Source organism: Pseudacidovorax sp. (assembly GCF_017991995.1).
Taxonomy (GTDB): Bacteria; Pseudomonadota; Gammaproteobacteria; order Burkholderiales; family Burkholderiaceae_C; genus Xenophilus.
In genome coordinates, this window is record NZ_JAGOPN010000012.1 from 68,562 (window position 1) to 84,980 (window position 16,419).

Below are 16,419 nucleotides of genomic sequence, written 5' to 3' on the forward strand. Positions count from 1 at the left end.
AATGAGAGGGCGAGGCTGGGTGTACGGGAGGCGCCAAGCCGGCCAAGCCACAAGGAACAACATGGCCGAACACACGCGCTCGGCCTGCGGGAAAGCGGTCAATGGAAAGCGCAATCGCCGCGCACCCTAGAGTTCAAAAGAACCCGGTACCCCGCAAGACACCGTGGAACCGGCTTTGCCGGGCCACCGGTGTCGCCCCCGGCAGGGGGTTGGCGGAGCGGCCCTCAGGGCCGCGCAGCCTGGGGGCGAGCCAAGTTACTTGGCCTTGCCCGGGTCCTTGACGGCCTTGATGACGTCGAACTCCACGTTGTAAAGCGCCCCGTCCTTCTTCTCGACCTTGCGCAGGTACACGTCCTGCACGATGTCGCGGGTCTGCGCATCGATCAGCACCTGGCCCCGCGGGCTTTCGAAGATCTGGCCCTTCATCTTGTCCAGCAGCGCCGGGCCGTCGCCCTTGCCGCCGGTGGCCTTCAGGGCTTCATAGATCACGCGCATGCCGTCATAGCCGCCCACGGCCATGAAGTTGGGGCGCATGCCCTTGTTGGCCTTCTCGAAGGCCTCGACGAACTTCTTGTTCAGTGCCGACGGATGCGCCGCCGAGTAGTGGTGCGAAGTGACCACGCCCAGGGCGCCGTCGCCCATGTCGGCCAGTTGATCGTCATCCGTCACGTCGCCGGTGGCGATCAGCTTGATGCCGGCCTTGTCCATGCCGCGTTCGAGGAACTGCTTCATCACCGCCGCGCCCGCGCCGGAGGGCACGAAGACGAACAGTGCATCGGGCTTGGCGTCCCGCACCTTCTGCAGGAAGGGCGCGAAGTCGGGGTTGCGCAGCGGCACGCGCAGCTTCTCGATCACCTTGCCGCCGTTGAGCTGGAAGCGTTCGGTGAAGAACTTCTCGGCGTCGTTGCCCGGGCCGTAGTCGCTGACCAGCGAGACCACGCTCTTGATGCCGTTCTTGGGTGCCCAGTCGCCCATGGCCACCGACACCTGCGGCAGCGTGAAGCTGGAGCGCACGATGAAGGGCGAGGCCTCGGTGATGCTCGACGTGGCGGCAGCCATGACCACCTGCGGCGTCTTGCTCTGCGTGGCGATGGGCGCCACGGCCAGGGCCAGTGGCGTGAGGCCGAAGCCGGCCAGCACGTTGACCTTCTCGTTGACCACCAACTCCTGCGCCAGGCGCTTGCTCACGTCCGGCAGGCCGGTGTCGTCCTTGACGATCAGCTCGATCTTGCGGCCCGCCACGGTGTCGCCGTTCTGCGCCATGTACAGCCGGGCCGCGGCCTCGACCTGGCGGCCGGTGGAGGCCTGCTGGCCGGTCATCGGCAGGATGAGACCGATCTTGAAGGGCGTGCCCTGCGCCCAGGCCGGTGCACTGGCCAGTGCCGCGGCTGCGAGCGTGGCCTGGACGAACAATCGCTTTTGCATGAAGAAGTCTCCGTGGGTCAGAAAGAAGAAGAAGAAGAAGAGAGGTCCGCAGCCACCGACTCGGGCCCGTGGGAACGGGCGGATCCGGGCACGGCACCGAACGCGCCGGCGATTGTGGACCGTGCCGTGCAGGACCGCATGGGAACAGACACCGAGACGGTACCTTTCATGGCCGGCGTCCTCCGCGGCCTCTCAGGCCGCGCGCGGCGCATCGGGGCGGATCAGGCCCACGCCCGGCAGGCGCTGACCCTCGCGGTCGCGCATCGCCGCGCGCAGGTTGCGCTGCGCAATGCGCGCGTGCTCGCGCACCAGCGCCTCGGCCCGGGCGCCCTCGCGGTGGCGGATGGCTTCGAGGATGGCGCGGTGGTGGTCCTGCGCCACGATGAACATGTCGCGCGCCTGCGGCGAATTGGCCTGCACCACCACGAAGCCCGAGGGCGAGGCGAAGGGCATCTGCACCACGCGATCCAGTTCACGCTGCAGCACGCTGCTGTCGGCCATCTGGCCCAGCAGGCGGTGGAAGCGCTGGTTGGCCTCGACGTAGCGCAGGAAGTCGGCGTCGTCCAGCCGCGGACGGGCCAGCACGGCGTCGATGTCGGCCAGGCTCTCGTCGGCCTGGGCCAGCAACGCCGAGGCCGCGCCGCGTTCGGCCGCTAGGCGAGCCATCAGGCCTTCGAGCGTGCCGCGCAGCTCGATGGCGTCGGACACCTCGCGCTCCGAAAAGGAACGCACCGCGAAGCCGCCATGCGGCAGGGCCTGCAGCAGGCCTTCCTGCTCCAGCCGGACCAGCGCCGTGCGGATCGGCGTACGGGAGATGCCCAGCTTCTCGACGATGGCCACCTCGCCCACGCGCTCGCCGGGCGGCAGCTCACCGGCCAGGATCATCTCGCGCAGCCGCAACTGCGCCCGCACGGCCTGTGAGGCACCCGCATCAGCGGCGTTGGAGAGTGCGGCTTCTGGCATGAGGCGGGAGTCTATCTGTATACATTGCGACAAAGATCAAGGCACTTATTCGTGGTTTTCCCTAGGTTTCACGCCATTTGAGCGGCATCTCTGTATACATCGCCAACATCGCTTTCCATAATCGCGCCATTCCCAAGCCGATTCCCGAGGACCCCCGATGTATCCCAAGAACGCCTGGTACGTGGCCTGTACCCCCGATGAGATCGCCCACAAGCCGCTCGGCCGCACCATCTGCGGCGAGCGCATCGTCTTCTACCGCGGCGAGGGTGGCCGCGTCGTCGCCCTCGAGGATTTCTGCCCCCACCGTGGCGCCCCTCTGTCGCTGGGCCAGGTGTGCGAAGGCAAGCTGGTCTGCGGCTACCACGGCCTGGTGATGGGCGAGGAAGGCAAGACCGTCTCCATGCCCGGCCAGCGCGTCGGCGGCTTTCCCTGCATCAAGCGCTTCGCGGTCGAGGAGCGCTATGGCTTCATCTGGGTGTGGCCCGGCGACCAGGCCCAGGCCGACACGGCCAAGATCCACCACCTGGAATGGGCGCAGAACCCCGACTGGGCCTACGGCGGCGGGCTGTACCACATCCAGGCCGACTACCGGCTCATGATCGACAACCTGATGGACCTGACGCACGAGACCTACGTGCACAGCACCAGCATCGGCCAGAAGGAGATCGACGAGACGCCGGTCACCACCAAGACCGAGGGCGAACAGGTCGTCACCAGCCGCTTCATGGACAACGTGATGGCGCCGCCCTTCTGGCAAGCCAACCTGCGCGGCAACGGCCTGCCCGACGACCAGCCGGTGGACCGCTGGCAGGTCTGCCGCTTCACGCCGCCCAGTCACGTGATGATCGAAGTGGGCGTGGCGCTGGCCGGCCATGGCGGCTACCACGCGCCGGCCGACAAGAAGGTCTACAGCATCGTGGTGGACTTCATCACGCCCGAGACCGAGACCTCGCACTGGTACTTCTGGGGCATGGCGCGCAACTTCAATGTCAAGGACGAGGCGCTCACCGCCCAGATCCGCGAGAACCAGGGCAAGGTCTTCGCCGAGGACACCGAGATGCTCGAAGCGCAGCAACGCTCGCTGCTGGCCCATCCGGCGCGCCGGCTGCTGATGCTCAACATCGACGCGGGCGGCGTGCAGTCGCGCCGCATCATCGACCGCCTGCTGGCCTCCGAGCGCGCCCCGGCGGCCGAGGCGGTGGCCGCATGACGTCGTTGCAGGTGCGCGTCCAGCGCAAGTCGCAGGAGGCCGAGGGCATCGTCGCGCTCGAACTGGTGAGCGCGGACGCGCGTCCGCTGCCGGGCTTCGGCGCCGGCTCCCACATCGATGTGCATTTGCCCAATGGGCTGGTGCGCCAGTACTCGCTGTGCAACAGCGCGGCCGAGCGCCATCGCTACCGCATCGCCGTGCTGCGCGAGCCCACCTCGCGCGGCGGCTCGGCGGCCGTGCACGACCTGGTCAAGGAAGGCGATGTGCTGACCATCAGCGCGCCGCGCAACCACTTCGCGCTGCACGACGCACCGCGCAGCCTGCTGCTGGCCGGCGGCATCGGCGTCACGCCCATCCTGTGCATGGCACAGCGCCTGGCCACCTGGGGCGCCGATTTCGAGATGCACTACTGCACGCGGTCGGCCGCCCGGACCGCCTTCCGTGACGAGATCGCCGCCAGCGCCTTCGCCGACAAGGTGCACCTGCACCATGACGACGGCGCCGAGGCGCAGAAGCTGCGCGTGGCCGAGTTGCTGAAGACGCCCGAGCCCGGCACGCAGATCTACGTCTGTGGTCCCGGCGGCTTCATCGACCATGTGGTGAACACCGCCAAGGCCAACGGCTGGCCGGCGCAACAGATCCACCTGGAGTACTTCGCCGCCGCCGCGCAGGACACCAGCGGCGACCAGCCCTTCGAGGTCAAGCTCACCAGCAGCGGCCAGACCTACCGCATCCCCAAGGACCAGACCATCGTGCAGGCCCTGCGCGCCGAGGGCGTGGAGATCATGGTCTCGTGCGAGCAGGGCGTGTGCGGCACCTGCATCACGCGCGTGCTGGAGGGCGTGCCCGACCACCGCGACTGCTACCTCACCGACGACGAGCGGGCGGCCAACGACCAGTTCACGCCCTGCTGCTCGCGGTCGAAGACGCCGCTGCTGGTGCTGGATCTTTGAAGCACCCGCGAAGCTGCTCCGCGGCCCTTTGATTCAAAGGGTCCAACGGCTACGATCCCCCGGCCGCCGCCTCACAAGGCGGCGTTCCTTTTTCACCTCTCAGGAGACACCATGCAACTGCCCGCCCGCTACGACCATGTCGGCAGCTTCCTGCGCCCGCAATACCTGCTGGAGGCCCGCGACAAAAAGGCCAAAGGCGAGATCGGCGCCGAGGCGCTGCGCGAGGTCGAGGACAAGGCCATCGCCGAGATCGTCAAGTTCCAGCAGGACGTCGGCCTCAAGAGCATCACCGATGGCGAGTTCCGCCGCACCTACTTCCACATCGACTTCCTGGAGCAGTTGGGCGGTGTCAAGACCGACATCCCGGTCACGGTCAAGAAGGCCGATGGCACCGAGGAGCTGGCCCCGCCGGTGATCCGCGTGGTCGACAAGGTGCGCCACGCCAAGGACATCCAGCGCGCCGATTTCGAATACCTCAAGGGCCAGGTGGCCGCCGGCTGCACGCCCAAGGTGACCATTCCCTCGCCCACGATGCTGCACTTCCGCGGCGGCCGTGCCGGCATCAGCAAGACGGCCTATCCCGAACTGGATCCGGCCTTCTACGACGACGTGGCCCAGGCCTATGGCGACGAGTTGCGCAGCCTGTACGACGCCGGCTGCCGCTACGTGCAGATGGACGACACCAACCTCGCCTACCTGTGCGACGAGAAGATGCGCGAGGCCGCCCGTCAGCGCGGCGACGACCCCAACGAGCTGCCGCACCGCTACGCCGGTTTCATCAACAAGGTGGTGGCCCACAAGCCCGAAGGCATGCTGCTGGCCATGCACCTGTGCCGCGGCAACTTCAAGAGCACCCATGCCGCCGCCGGCAACTACGAGCCCGTGGCCGAGGCCCTGCTGGCCGAGATGAACCTCGACGCCTTCTTCCTGGAGTACGACGACGACCGCTCCGGCGACTTCCGTCCGCTGCGCTTCCTGCCCAAGGGCAAGACCGTGGTGCTGGGCCTGGTGACCACCAAGTTCGGTGAGATGGAAAGCAAGGAGGACCTCAAGCGCCGCATCGACGAGGCCGCCAAGCACGCGCCGCTGGAGCAGCTGGCCCTGTCGCCGCAGTGCGGCTTCTCGTCCACCGTGCACGGCAACAACATCGCCGTCGAAGCGCAGCGGCAGAAGCTGCGCCTGGTCATCGAGACCGCTCAAGAGGTCTGGGGAAGCTGAGTCCGCGGCGGGCCGGGTATGCGAAGCTCGGCCCATGCTCCACTCCTTCGCGCCCTGGCTGCCCAGCATCTCCGAGCACTTCCTGGCCGTCGCCGTGGCCCTGCTCGTGTACGTGCTGACCACCCGCGGCCGACGCGAGCAGCGGGCGCCCACAGCCGCCATCGCCTGGGTCCTGGGCATGCTGCTGATGCCCTACATGGCGCTGCCTGCGTACCTGATGTTCGGCCAGCGCAAGCTGCGTCCCACCGTGCCGCCGCGGCCGGCGCGGGCCGCCCTGCCCGGCCACTGGGCGGCCGAGCTGCTGGACAGCTTCGGCCTGGCCCCGCCCAGCCGATGCGCTCTGCGCTTCCACGGTGACGGCGAGGCGGCACGCGAGGCGCTCTGGGCCGTGATCGATGCCGCCGAGCGGCGGCTGGACGTGTGCACATTCATCATCGGCAGCGACCCGCTGGGGCAGGCCGTGGTGGAGCGGCTCACCGCCCGCGCCCGGGCCGGCGTGCAGGTGCGGGTGCTGCTCGACGGCTTTGGCGCGCTGCAGCTGCCACGCCGTTACTTCGACGCGTTGCGCGCGGCCGGCGGTGAAGTCCGCGTGTTCCGCCCGCTGCTGCGCCTGCGGGCCGGCGGGCCGCGCAACCTGCGCAACCACCGCAAGCTCACCATCGCCGACGACCGGTGGCTCTGGAGCGGCGGGCGCAACCTGGCGGGCGAGTACTTCACCGGCAAGGGCGATGGCGAGCGCCCCTGGGTCGACCTCTCCTTCGACGTGCAGGGCGACGCCGCGGCGGCCGCGGCGCGGCAGTTCGCCCAGGACTGGGCCTCGGTCGACGACGAAGTCCCGCGCCCCGTGCCGCCCATCGAGGACGTGACCGACGGCCGACTGGTGCAGTTCCTGCCCAGCGGGCCCGACCAGGCCGAGGACACGGCCCAGTCGCTGCTGATCGGCGCCTGCTTCCGCGCCGAGCACCGCATCCTGGCGGTCTCGCCCTACTTCGTGCCGGGCGACGGACTGCGCGATGCGCTTCGGCTGGCGGCGCGGCGCGGCGTGCAGGTGACGCTGGCCATCCCGCAGCGCTCCAACCACCGCATGGCCGACTTCGTGCGCAGCCGCGCCATGCGCGACCTGGCGCGGGCTGGCGTGCAGTTCCGCATGCTGCCCTTCATGGCCCATGCCAAGGCCGTCGTGGTGGACGACGACCTGGCCTTGTGCGGCTCGATCAACCTCGACCTGCGCAGCCTGCTGCTCAACCACGAAGCGGCGACGGTGTTCTACGACCCGCAGGATGTGGCGTGGCTGTCGGACTGGGTGGAGGCGCTGGCCGCGGCGGGTCAACCCTATCGGCCGCGCAGGCCGGGCCTCGCACGCGACGTGGCCGAAGGCCTGCTGCTGACCATCGCTTTCCAGCTCTGAAAGCTCAGCGCCGCTTGTCGATCCTGCGCACGGCCTCGCGGTCGATCCGCGCATTCACGTAGCTCGCATTGCCCAGCCCCGTGCCGATGGTCAGCACGGCCCAGCGCTTGACGTCGCGCATGAAGGGCAGTTCCGACAGGCCCTGCACCACCGCGTCGTTGTGCATCAGCACCTGCGTGGGCTGGTGGCGGATCAGCGGCAGCCGCTCGCGCAGCTTGGTGGGCAGGTGGAAGGTGTCGGCCGCCCAGTCGCCCGGCAGGTTCTGCGCGCCGCGCGCGATCGTGCCGTCCTCGCGGATCAGTCCGGGGCAGGCGATGCCGATGAAAGGTGCCAGCCTGATCTTCTTGTGGTGCGCGAACGCGATGGCCTCTTCCAGCATCAGGGCCAGTTGCTCGACCAATGCGGCGCGGCTGGGCTTGTCGTCCGCATGCCGCCACTTCTCGCGCCACACCACGTCGGCGCGTGAGAGGTCCTCGGCCTTGTCGCGGCGGAAGCGCACCACGCCGCAGCGGACGTTGGTGCCGCCGATGTCGAGAGCCAGCAATGCGTCGTCATGCTCGACGAAATGGGCCGGGGCCAGATGCACCCAGCCGATCAAGCCGCCGTCGTCCACTTCGTGGCGCAGGCGGGCCAGCTGCACCGGCAGCTCCTGCACATGGCACAGGGCCGCGGCCTCCAGAATCGCGCGCTCGCCCGCGTCGCTTTCGGGAAATCCGCCGCCTACCACGATGCGCTGCACGCCCTTCCACGACTTCTGCCGCATGAAGCGCTGAATGACCTGCGTGAGGCCGATGGCGAACTCTTCGATGGCGCCATTGACCAGGTCGGCGCCCACGTTGGGCGAATCGGCCAGGGCCTTGTCGATGCGCTTCTTGCTCAGCTTGCGCGAGGGCAGCTTGCCGAAGGGATCGGCCTCACCGCGCTCGCGACAGCGGCGGCGCCAGTCGTCGAGCAGGTCGCGGAACGCACCCTGACTGGCGCGGTCTCCGATGAAGCCCTCGTCGTCCTTGACCTCCAGGTTGTAGCCCGCGATGCGCACCGAGGCCAGGTCCAGCATGCCGTGGTGGGCGCCGACCACGCTGGGCGGGTGATGCGGGCGGCTGCGGGTGGACGAGGGAGCGTCGCGGTCGGCGGTCTTTTTGGGCATCGGTGTGGGGGCAGTGGATGGGTCGATGCTGACGGCCAAAGGCCGGTGCGAGGGGGCGGCGGCGGCGGCAACGCGCATCGGCGGGAGGCGGCGATGGGCGTAGGAAGGCAGCCTGTGGCTGGGCGATGGGGTTGCTTGGGGCCCCTCTCCCCGCCCTCACGCGCGAGGGGAGAGGGAGCAAAGCCTCGCGCCAACGGCAACCTCAACCTCAACCTCAACCTCAACCTCAGCCTCAGCCTCAGCCTCAGTTGAAGCCGGAGCGAGCCCAGCTGGGCGTCGCAGGCGCGCCGGCTACAGCGCGCTCGCGGCGCGCTCCAGCTGCGCCAGCCGCCGCGCCATGCGCTCGGCGAAGTCGCGGCACACACCGGGCACACTGCGCTGCGAGGGCAGCAGCACGCCCACCTGCAGGGCATTCACCGCCGGCAGCGCGAAGGGCCGCCACACCAGCTCGCCCCGCGCCAGCTCCTGAATGAAGGCGATCTTCGAAAAGCAGGAGACACCGCGCCCCGCGCGGATCAGCCGCTTGAGCAGCGGGGTCGAGTTGCAGGTGGCCGCGGGCGTCATCGCCTCCCAGAAGGCGGCGAACTCCGGCGACAGCGCCGCGTCGATGACCGGCTGCGTGCCCGAACGCAGGAAGGGATAGCGGGCGCACTCGGCCAGCGGCACCTCGGCCAGGGCGGCCATGGGATGGCCGGGCGGCATCACCACGCCCAGCGGCAGCCGGGCCCGGGCGACCACATCGACGCCAGCCGGCAGGCGGTGCAGGAAGCACAGGCCGAGGTCGGCCTCGCCCGTCAGCAACATGGGCGGCACCGCCATGGGCTGGACCGCAGCCAGGCTGTACCTGGCGGCAGGAAAGATCTGGAGAAACTCCTCCAGCGTGGCGGGCAGCAGCTCTTCGAAGAAGGAATCCATGGCCGCCACCTTGACCTCGCCGCTGCGCTCGCCGCGCAGGGCATCGATCTCGGTGCGCACTAGCTGGTACTGCTGCAGCGTCTCCTGCGCATGGCGCAGCAGGCGCTCGCCGGCCGGGTTCAGGCGCAGGCCGGCGGGCAGGCGGTCGAAGAGTTCGCAGCCCAGCTCCTCTTCCAGCTTGAGGATCTGGCGGTTGACCGCGCTGGCCGCGACGAAGAGCCGCTCGGAGGCCTTGCGCACCGAGCCGCAGCGGGCCACTTCGACGAAGTACTTGAGGACGCTGGCATGCATGCCGGCACTGTAGCGGCGGCCCCGCGCCGGCCCCAAATCAAGGCGTCGTCGGCGGCACGCCGGCGCGCCACTGCGGCCAGTTGGCGACGATGTGGTCCACCACGCGCGAACCCACACGCTCGATGTTCAGCACCGTCTCGGCAAAGCCGCCGGCCGTCTCGCCCGGCGCAGGGTCCAGGTGGGCCAGCGTGGTCTCGCGCGGGTTGCCCTGGTCGAAGTTGACGGCGCCGCGCAGGCTCATCACGCGGCTGGTGCCGTGGGTGCGGTTGATGACCAGCGTGATCGCAGCCGCCTCCATCTCGGTGATGACGTAGTCGTCGGCGCCGTAGAGCTTGGCGATGTACTGCGCCTCCTTCGACAGGCCGGGCCCGTGGAAGAAGGTGTCGCCCGTCATGTGCGTGCCGGTGCCGACGAAAGGCGCCCGACGTGCCGCGGCGTCCGGATAGCGCAGGCGGTAGGCGCGGGCCTTGTCGTCGTCGGCCAGCGGCGTGTCGGCCGACAGCTTCATGGCCCAGCCCACCAGTGCGGGATTGAGCTGGAAGCGACGGTAGTTCTCATAGCCCTTGCGCGGCATGAAGGTGGGCGCGCCGGCCGTGTTCTCTTCCGGCGCCCAGCGATGGCCCAGGTCGTAGTCGATGAGCCAGGTGGCCCAGCTCACCATGCCGATGGTGCCGCGCGAGGGCGGCGTGCCGGCCACGCCCGAGAGGATGTAATACGACTCGGAAAAATCGAAGCGCGGGTCGAGCAGGACGGCCTGCATCGACGAGGACGAATTGACCTTGCCCATGCCCAGCACCGCGCCGCAGACGCCATCGGCATTGCAGTACACGGGGCTCAGCGCGCCCTTCACGGCGACGGGCGCGCTGTTGCGCCAGTAGCGCTCGTACCAGTGCTGGAACTCCCCGGCGCGGTCGCCCGTGTTCTGGCCGATCTCGAACATGGCGGCCACGAAGACCTTGACGCGCACAGGCGCCGCAGCGGTGGGCGCGGGTGCGGCCATGGGCGCCGTCGACGCCGCCGTCGGTGCGGCCGTCTGGGTGGAGGCGCAGCCCGCGGCCAGCGCGGCCGCCAGGGCCAGGCCGGCCATGCGCAGCCAGGAGAGGGGGGAAGAGGACATCGGCAAAGGTCTTTCGAAGGGGTGGTGTGGTCGAGGGCCGGAGGCTGTTCGGCCCAGGCGCCCGCGGGTGCGGATGCTAGGCAGCCTGCCCGATGCCGGGAAGCACCGAATTTCGCGCGGGGCGTGCGAAGGCTTCGAACACCTGCAAGACCACCGCGTGCACTGACGGCCGTCAGCGCTGGCGCGCCCGTTCCCGCTCCGCCCATTGCTGCCCGATGCGCCGCGCGTGCCGCTCCATGGCCTGCACCAGCTTCGGCACCCGCTCGTCCGGCAGCCGTTCGCGGATGGCGGTCACGGCCAGGCCGGCGAGCATCTGGCCGTCCGGATGCCGCACCGGCACGGCCAGCGCGCGCGTGCCCGGCACCACGCCCACGGGCGCATAGGCGTGGCCGCGGCGCTGCAGTAGCCGCAGGCGCTGCCGCAGTTCCTCAGGCGCGATGCGCAGCGCCCGCAGCCGCCGCAGGTTGCGTTCGATGATGGCGGCCCGCTCATCCTCGGGCAGGCCGCCCAGCAGCACCAGCCCGCTCACGCCCACGCCCAGCGGCCGGCGCGCCCCCACCTCGATGGACAGCACCTTGATCACATAGCTGCCCGGATGCCGCGCCAGGCAGACCGAGTCGTCGCCGTTGCGGATGGTGAGGAAGCAGGTCTCGCCTTCGGCCTCGGCCAGGGCCTGCAGATGCGGCGCGGCCACCGCGCGCAAGGGAAAGCCGGCCGAGCGCGCCAGGCCCATCAACGAGACCTCGCCACCGATCAGGTAGCGGCGCGTGGCGGCGTCCTGCTCCACGGCGCCCTCCTCCACCAGCACCTGCAGCAGCCGGTGCACCGTCGCGCGGTTCAGGCCGGTGGCCTGGGCCACGTCGAGCAGGCGCACGCCATGCTCCTGCCCGGCCGCCACGATGCGCAGCACGGCCAGGGCGCGGCGCACGGACTGTGCGCCGGTGGTCGGTGCGGTGGCGGCTTCGCTGCCGGTCATGCGCGACGCGCGGGAATCAGAGGACCGACTTCTCGGTCTGCTGCATGCGCCGCAGCGTGACGATGCGGCCCAGCGTGGCGTAGTTGGGCCCGCCGATGCGGCAGACGGGATCGAGGGCCATCGTCTCGACCTTGCCGTCGTTCATCAGGCCGTCGCGCAGGTGGAAGCGCGTGACCTCTCCGACGATGAACTCCGCGCCCGTCTCGCCGAAGGGAATGACCTGCGACAGCCGGCATTCCATGGCCACCGGGGCGTCGCGCAGGCGCGGCACGGCCACCGTCTCGCCGGGCAGCGTGGCCAGGCCCAGCAACTCAGCCTCGCTCACGTCCTCGGGGTGCTCCTCGCTGCTCTCGTGGATGGCGTTGAGCTGCGAGGCATCGCCGATGTGCACCACGTATTCGCCGCGGCTGTGGATGTGGGCTGCCGTGTCCTTGCGCCGGCCGGCCTTGCGTCCGACGTTCACGCCCAGTAGCGGCGGCTTGTTCGACACGAAGGTGAAGCAGGAGAAGGGCGCGAGGTTGACCACGCCGGTGGGCGAGAGCGTGCTGATCCACGCGATGGGCCGCGGCACCACCAGGCCGCTGAGCAGGCGGTAGGTGGCTTCGGGCGTGAGGGTATGGGGATCGATCTGCATGGTCCGCATTGTGGACGCGGCCTTCGAAGTCCGCGAAGCCGGAAAGTCCACATCATGGACTTATCTGCGATGTTCGCATTGCAGGTTCGTGCCATCGCTTCCTACAGTGGAGCCATTGCGAACGCTGCCCGAGCAGCCCAACGGAGACAAGACCATGCATCGATACAAGGCCCTGTGCCTGGCCGCGGCCACTGCCGCCGGCGCCGTCCTTTCCCTCTCACCCATCGCAGCCCAGGCCCAAGCCGCGGGCAACTGGCCCGACAAGCCGGTGCGCCTGGTGCTGCCCTATCCGCCGGGCGGCAATGTGGACGGGGCCGCGCGCATCATCAGCGACCAGCTGCAGGCCCAGTTCAAGCAACCCTTCCTGGTGGACAACAAGCCCGGCGCGGGCGGGCTGATCGCCGGGGAGTTCGTCGCCAAGGCCGCGCCCGACGGCTACACCTTCTTCATGACGGCCAACGGGCCGCTGCTGTTCTCGCCCACCATCTTCAAGCGCGATGCCTACGACTGGCGGCGCGACTTCGTGCCGGTGAGTTCGGTCTCGTTCACGCCGCTGGTGCTGCAGGTGAATCCGTCGACGCCCTACAAGACCATCGGCGAGCTGATCGAGGCCGGCAAGAAGTCCGGCAACAAGCTCACCATGGCCTCGCCCGGCGCCGGCACGCAGAACCACCTGGTGAGCGAATACCTGCAGCGCGACAGCGGCGCCCACTGGGGCACCGTGCACTACAAGGGCAATGCGCCCGCCACCACCGACCTGCTGGGCGGGCAAGTGGACTTCAACTTCGACCAGATCTCCGTGGCCCAGCCCTTCATCCAGCAGGGCCGCACGCGGCCGCTGGCCGTGACCTCGCCGCAGCGCCTGCCGCAGCTGCCCGATGTGCCCACGCTGCAGGAGTCCGGCTTCAAGGACTTCAGCACCGAGACCTTCACCGGCCTGATGGCGCCCAAGGGCACGCCCGAGGCCATCGTGCAGAGGCTGTCGCAGGCGCTGCAGAAGATTCTGGCCGACAAGGCCGTGCAGGAGCGCTTCAACGTGCTGGGCTCGCAGGCCCGCGCCATGACGCCCGCCGAATTCACCCAGTTCCTCGACAAGGAAGACAAGCGATGGATCCCCATCATCAAGCAGGCCAACATCACGGCGCAATGACGCTCACGCGCGCCGCACCCGCCGGCCGCACCGCCGTCTACGTGGGCGGCTTCGGCCACAAGAACCCGATTCCCGCCGCCTGCCGCGTCGGCCCGCTGGTCGAAAGCGGCAGCGTGCTGGGCACCGACCCGGCCACCGGCCAGATCGCCGAGGGCATCGAGGCCCAGTGCCGGCACATGCTGGACAACCTGCGCCGCATCGTCGAGGCCGCCGGCGGCAGCACCGCCGACGTGGTCAAGGTCACCGTCTGGATGAAGGACCGCAGCCAGCGCCCGGCCCTGAACGTGCCCTGGCTGGAGATGTTCCCCGACGCCGCCACGCGCCCGGCGCGCCATGCCATCCACGCACCCGAGCTCGACATGGGCAAGCTCATCGAGTGCGTGTTCACCGCCTATATCGCCTGATTCGCCTGACCGCTGCCATGCCCGACTACCTGCCCTTCGACCCCCATCCGCGCGCACCGGCCCGGCCGCTGCCTCCGCTGGCCTGCGACAGCCAGTTCCATGTCTTCGGCCCGCCCGAGCGCTACCCCGTGCGCCCCGGCGCCGCCTACGAGATGCCCACCGCCACCTGGCAGGTGGCGCAGCGCCTGCATGCCACGCTGGGCATCCAGCGCGGCGTCATCGTGCAGGCCACCACCTATGGCGCCGACCACCAGGTGGTGCTCGATGCGCTGGCCGGCCTCAACGGTGACGGCCCGCGACGCTACATGGGCTGCGCCAACGCGGCGGTGCTGATCGAGCGCGACGACGCCTACCTGCAGCAGTTGCATGCCGCCGGTGTGCGCGGCGCCCGCTTCACCCGCGGAGGCCTGGGCATCAGCTTCGGTCCCGCCGAAATGGACCGCGCCCTCGCCCGCGTGCGCGAGCTGGGCTGGTACGTGAAGGTGCAGCCCGAGCCCAAGGGCGTGGCGGAGCAGATGAAGGCCTTCGCCCACCTGGAGGTGCCAGTGCTGGTGGACCACATGGGCCGCGCCGACCCCACCGCCGGCGAGGCCGATGCCAGCCTGCGCTGCCTGCTGGAGCTGTTCCAGCGCGGCAACTTCTGGGTGATGCTGTCCCTGTCCGAAAAGCTGTCGCACACCGGCGAGCCGTGGGACGACGTGGTGCCGCTGGCCCGCCGGCTGATCGACGCCGCGCCGGACCGCTGCGTGTGGGGCAGCGACTGGCCGCATCCCATCTCGCTCAAGCAGCCACCCAACGAGGGTGCGCTGCTCGACCTGCTGACGCGCTTCGCGCCCGACGAGGCAACGCTGCGCCGCATCCTGGTGGACAACCCCGCCGCCTTCTTCGGCTTCGACGCCGAGGTGGAGGTGGCCGCATGAAGCTGCTGAGCTATACCCACCAGGGCCGCGACGGCTGGGGCGCGCTCGATGCGTCCGGCCAGGGCGTGATCGACCTGGGCCGCCGCCTGCCCGCCATCGCCGGCGTGCGCGAACTGCTGGCAGGCGGCGCGCCCGCCATGGCGCAGGCGCGCGAGGCCTGGACCGGCGCCAGCGCCGACCAGGCGCTGGCCGACGTGCAGCTCGACCTGCCCGTGCGCGAGCCGCGCCGCGTCTTCTGCATCGGCGTCAACTATGCGCACCGCAACGCCGAGTACAAGGATGGCAGCGACCTGCCCCGCTACCCGAGCATCTTCATGCGCGTGCCCGACTCCTTCAGCGCCCACGGCGCGCCGTTGCTGCAGCCGCCTGAGTCGCAGCAGCTGGACTACGAAGGCGAGATCGGCATCGTCATCGGCCAGGGCGGACGGCGCATCCCGCGCGAGTCGGCGCTGGACCACATCGGCGGCCTCACCTGCATCAACGAAGGCACCATCCGCGACTGGGTGCACCATGCCAAGTTCAATGTCACGCAGGGCAAGAACTGGTTCCGCTCCGGCGCCATCGGCCCCTGGCTGGTCACGGCCGACGAATACCCCGACGGCTTCGGCAAGCTCCGGGTACAGACCCGCGTGAACGGAGAGACGCGGCAGGACGACACGACGGAGCACCTGATGTTCGACTTCGCCTACCTGGTGCATTACCTGTCGACCTTCACGCCGCTGCTGCCCGGCGACGTGATCGCCACCGGCACGCCCATCGGCGCCGGCATCCGCTTCGACCCGCCGCGCTTCCTGCAGCCGGGCGACGTGGTGGAGGTCGAAGTCACCGGCGTGGGCGTGCTGCGCAACACGGTGGAGGCCGAACCGCGATGAGCACCACCCTCAGCCCCGAAGCCTGCCGCGAGGCCGCCGCCCGGCTCGACGAGGCCGAGCGCAGCCGCGTGCCCTGCGGCCAGCTGTCGCTGGCCCATCCGGGCATGACCACGGACGATGCCTATGCCATCCAGGCCGCCTGGATGACGCTCAAGCAGCAGGCCGGTCGCACCATCAAGGGCCACAAGATCGGCCTGACCTCCAAGGCCATGCAGCGCGCCGTGCGCATCGACGAGCCCGACTTCGGCGTGCTGCTGGACGACATGTTCTACCGCGACGGCGCCACCATTCCCGTCGGGCGGTTTCTGCAGCTCAAGGTCGAGGCGGAGCTGGCCTTCGTGCTGGCCAAGCCGCTGGCCGGCCCCGACTGCACGCTCTTCGACGTGCTCGATGCCACCGCCTACGTGGTGCCGGCACTGGAGATCCTGGACGCGCGCATCCAGCGCGTTGACCCGGCCACCGGCCGCACCCGCACCGTGCTGGACACCATCGCCGACAACGCGGCCAATGCCGCCATCGTGCTGGGCGGGCGGCCCTTCAAGCCCGATCAGCTCAACGTGGACATGCGCCGCATCGGCGCCATCGTCAGCCGCAACGGCGAGGTGGAAGAAACCGGCCTGGCCGCTGGCGTGCTCAACCATCCGGGCCACGGCATCGCCTGGCTGGCCAACCGCCTGCATCGCCACGGCGTGACGCTGGCCGCGGGCGAGGTGGTGCTGGCTGGCTCCTTCATCCGGCCCATCGATGTGGCGCAGGGCGACACCATCGTGGCCGACTACGGCGACTTCGGCAGCGTGGCCTGCCACTTCAGCTGAG

16 protein-coding genes are annotated in these 16,419 nt (G+C 69.7%); 9 read left to right on the forward strand and 7 right to left on the reverse strand.

Features of this window, described 5'->3' with window-relative positions; all coding sequences use genetic code 11:
- Window positions 1-255: 255 nt before the first annotated feature.
- On the reverse strand, window positions 256-1,425 hold the full coding sequence (locus KBC94_RS16940) for an ABC transporter substrate-binding protein (RefSeq protein WP_294372604.1): 1,170 nt from the start codon (window positions 1,423-1,425) through the stop codon (window positions 256-258).
- 192 nt (window positions 1,426-1,617) lie between these two features.
- Window positions 1,618-2,388, reverse strand: a complete 771-nt coding sequence (locus KBC94_RS16945; RefSeq protein WP_294372608.1) for a GntR family transcriptional regulator — start codon at window positions 2,386-2,388, stop codon at window positions 1,618-1,620.
- Between the two features lie 157 nt (window positions 2,389-2,545).
- Between KBC94_RS16945 and KBC94_RS16950 the strand changes: the two genes are divergently transcribed.
- From KBC94_RS16950 to KBC94_RS16965, 4 genes are all read left to right on the forward strand, one after another.
- The gene (locus KBC94_RS16950; RefSeq protein ID WP_294372610.1) at window positions 2,546-3,598 is read left to right on the forward strand and encodes an aromatic ring-hydroxylating dioxygenase subunit alpha; all 1,053 of its coding nucleotides are present in this window, start codon (window positions 2,546-2,548) and stop codon (window positions 3,596-3,598) included.
- Window positions 3,595-4,551, forward strand: a complete 957-nt coding sequence (locus KBC94_RS16955) for a PDR/VanB family oxidoreductase (RefSeq protein ID WP_294372612.1) — start codon at window positions 3,595-3,597, stop codon at window positions 4,549-4,551. The genes KBC94_RS16950 and KBC94_RS16955 overlap by 4 nt, the downstream gene beginning before the upstream one ends.
- A gap of 111 nt (window positions 4,552-4,662) precedes the next feature.
- Window positions 4,663-5,769 carry a 5-methyltetrahydropteroyltriglutamate--homocysteine S-methyltransferase gene (locus KBC94_RS16960; RefSeq protein WP_294372614.1) on the forward strand — a complete coding sequence of 369 codons (1,107 nt, stop codon included), beginning with the start codon at window positions 4,663-4,665 and terminating at the stop codon, window positions 5,767-5,769.
- 34 nt (window positions 5,770-5,803) lie between these two features.
- Window positions 5,804-7,177 carry a phospholipase D-like domain-containing protein gene (locus tag KBC94_RS16965; protein ID WP_294372617.1) on the forward strand — a complete coding sequence of 458 codons (1,374 nt, stop codon included), beginning with the start codon at window positions 5,804-5,806 and terminating at the stop codon, window positions 7,175-7,177.
- A 4-nt stretch (window positions 7,178-7,181) separates the two neighbouring features.
- On the opposite strand, the gene KBC94_RS16970 is transcribed toward KBC94_RS16965, so the two are convergent.
- From KBC94_RS16970 to KBC94_RS16990, 5 genes are all read right to left on the reverse strand, one after another.
- The gene (locus KBC94_RS16970) at window positions 7,182-8,324 is read right to left on the reverse strand and encodes an ROK family protein (protein WP_294372620.1); all 1,143 of its coding nucleotides are present in this window, start codon (window positions 8,322-8,324) and stop codon (window positions 7,182-7,184) included.
- A gap of 291 nt (window positions 8,325-8,615) precedes the next feature.
- Window positions 8,616-9,530, reverse strand: a complete 915-nt coding sequence (locus tag KBC94_RS16975; protein WP_294372623.1) for a LysR family transcriptional regulator — start codon at window positions 9,528-9,530, stop codon at window positions 8,616-8,618.
- 37 nt (window positions 9,531-9,567) lie between these two features.
- Window positions 9,568-10,647 carry a purine nucleoside permease gene (locus KBC94_RS16980; protein WP_294372628.1) on the reverse strand — a complete coding sequence of 360 codons (1,080 nt, stop codon included), beginning with the start codon at window positions 10,645-10,647 and terminating at the stop codon, window positions 9,568-9,570.
- Window positions 10,648-10,819: 172 nt separating this feature from the next.
- Window positions 10,820-11,623, reverse strand: coding sequence for an IclR family transcriptional regulator (locus tag KBC94_RS16985; RefSeq protein WP_294372631.1), 804 nt, complete (start codon window positions 11,621-11,623; stop codon window positions 10,820-10,822).
- Between the two features lie 16 nt (window positions 11,624-11,639).
- Complete coding sequence (locus KBC94_RS16990; RefSeq protein WP_294372634.1) at window positions 11,640-12,257, reverse strand: flavin reductase family protein; 618 nt, start codon at window positions 12,255-12,257, stop codon at window positions 11,640-11,642.
- Window positions 12,258-12,411: 154 nt separating this feature from the next.
- Between KBC94_RS16990 and KBC94_RS16995 the strand changes: the two genes are divergently transcribed.
- The 5 genes from KBC94_RS16995 to hpaH are packed head-to-tail and all read left to right on the forward strand — an operon-like array spanning window position 12,412 to window position 16,418.
- Entirely contained in the window at window positions 12,412-13,407 is a 996-nt protein-coding gene (locus KBC94_RS16995; RefSeq protein ID WP_294372638.1) for a tripartite tricarboxylate transporter substrate binding protein, read from the forward strand.
- Window positions 13,404-13,811 (forward strand): RidA family protein, encoded by a 408-nt coding sequence (locus KBC94_RS17000; RefSeq protein ID WP_294372641.1) that lies wholly within the window; start codon window positions 13,404-13,406, stop codon window positions 13,809-13,811. Before KBC94_RS16995 ends, KBC94_RS17000 begins: the two co-directional genes overlap by 4 nt.
- Before the next feature lie 17 nt (window positions 13,812-13,828).
- Window positions 13,829-14,731, forward strand: a complete 903-nt coding sequence (locus tag KBC94_RS17005; protein ID WP_294372644.1) for an amidohydrolase family protein — start codon at window positions 13,829-13,831, stop codon at window positions 14,729-14,731.
- On the forward strand, window positions 14,728-15,603 hold the full coding sequence (locus KBC94_RS17010; protein ID WP_294372647.1) for a fumarylacetoacetate hydrolase family protein: 876 nt from the start codon (window positions 14,728-14,730) through the stop codon (window positions 15,601-15,603). Before KBC94_RS17005 ends, KBC94_RS17010 begins: the two co-directional genes overlap by 4 nt.
- Window positions 15,600-16,418 (forward strand): 2-oxo-hept-4-ene-1,7-dioate hydratase, encoded by an 819-nt coding sequence (gene hpaH / locus KBC94_RS17015; RefSeq protein ID WP_294372650.1) that lies wholly within the window; start codon window positions 15,600-15,602, stop codon window positions 16,416-16,418. The genes KBC94_RS17010 and hpaH overlap by 4 nt, the downstream gene beginning before the upstream one ends.
- Window position 16,419 lies beyond the last annotated feature (1 nt).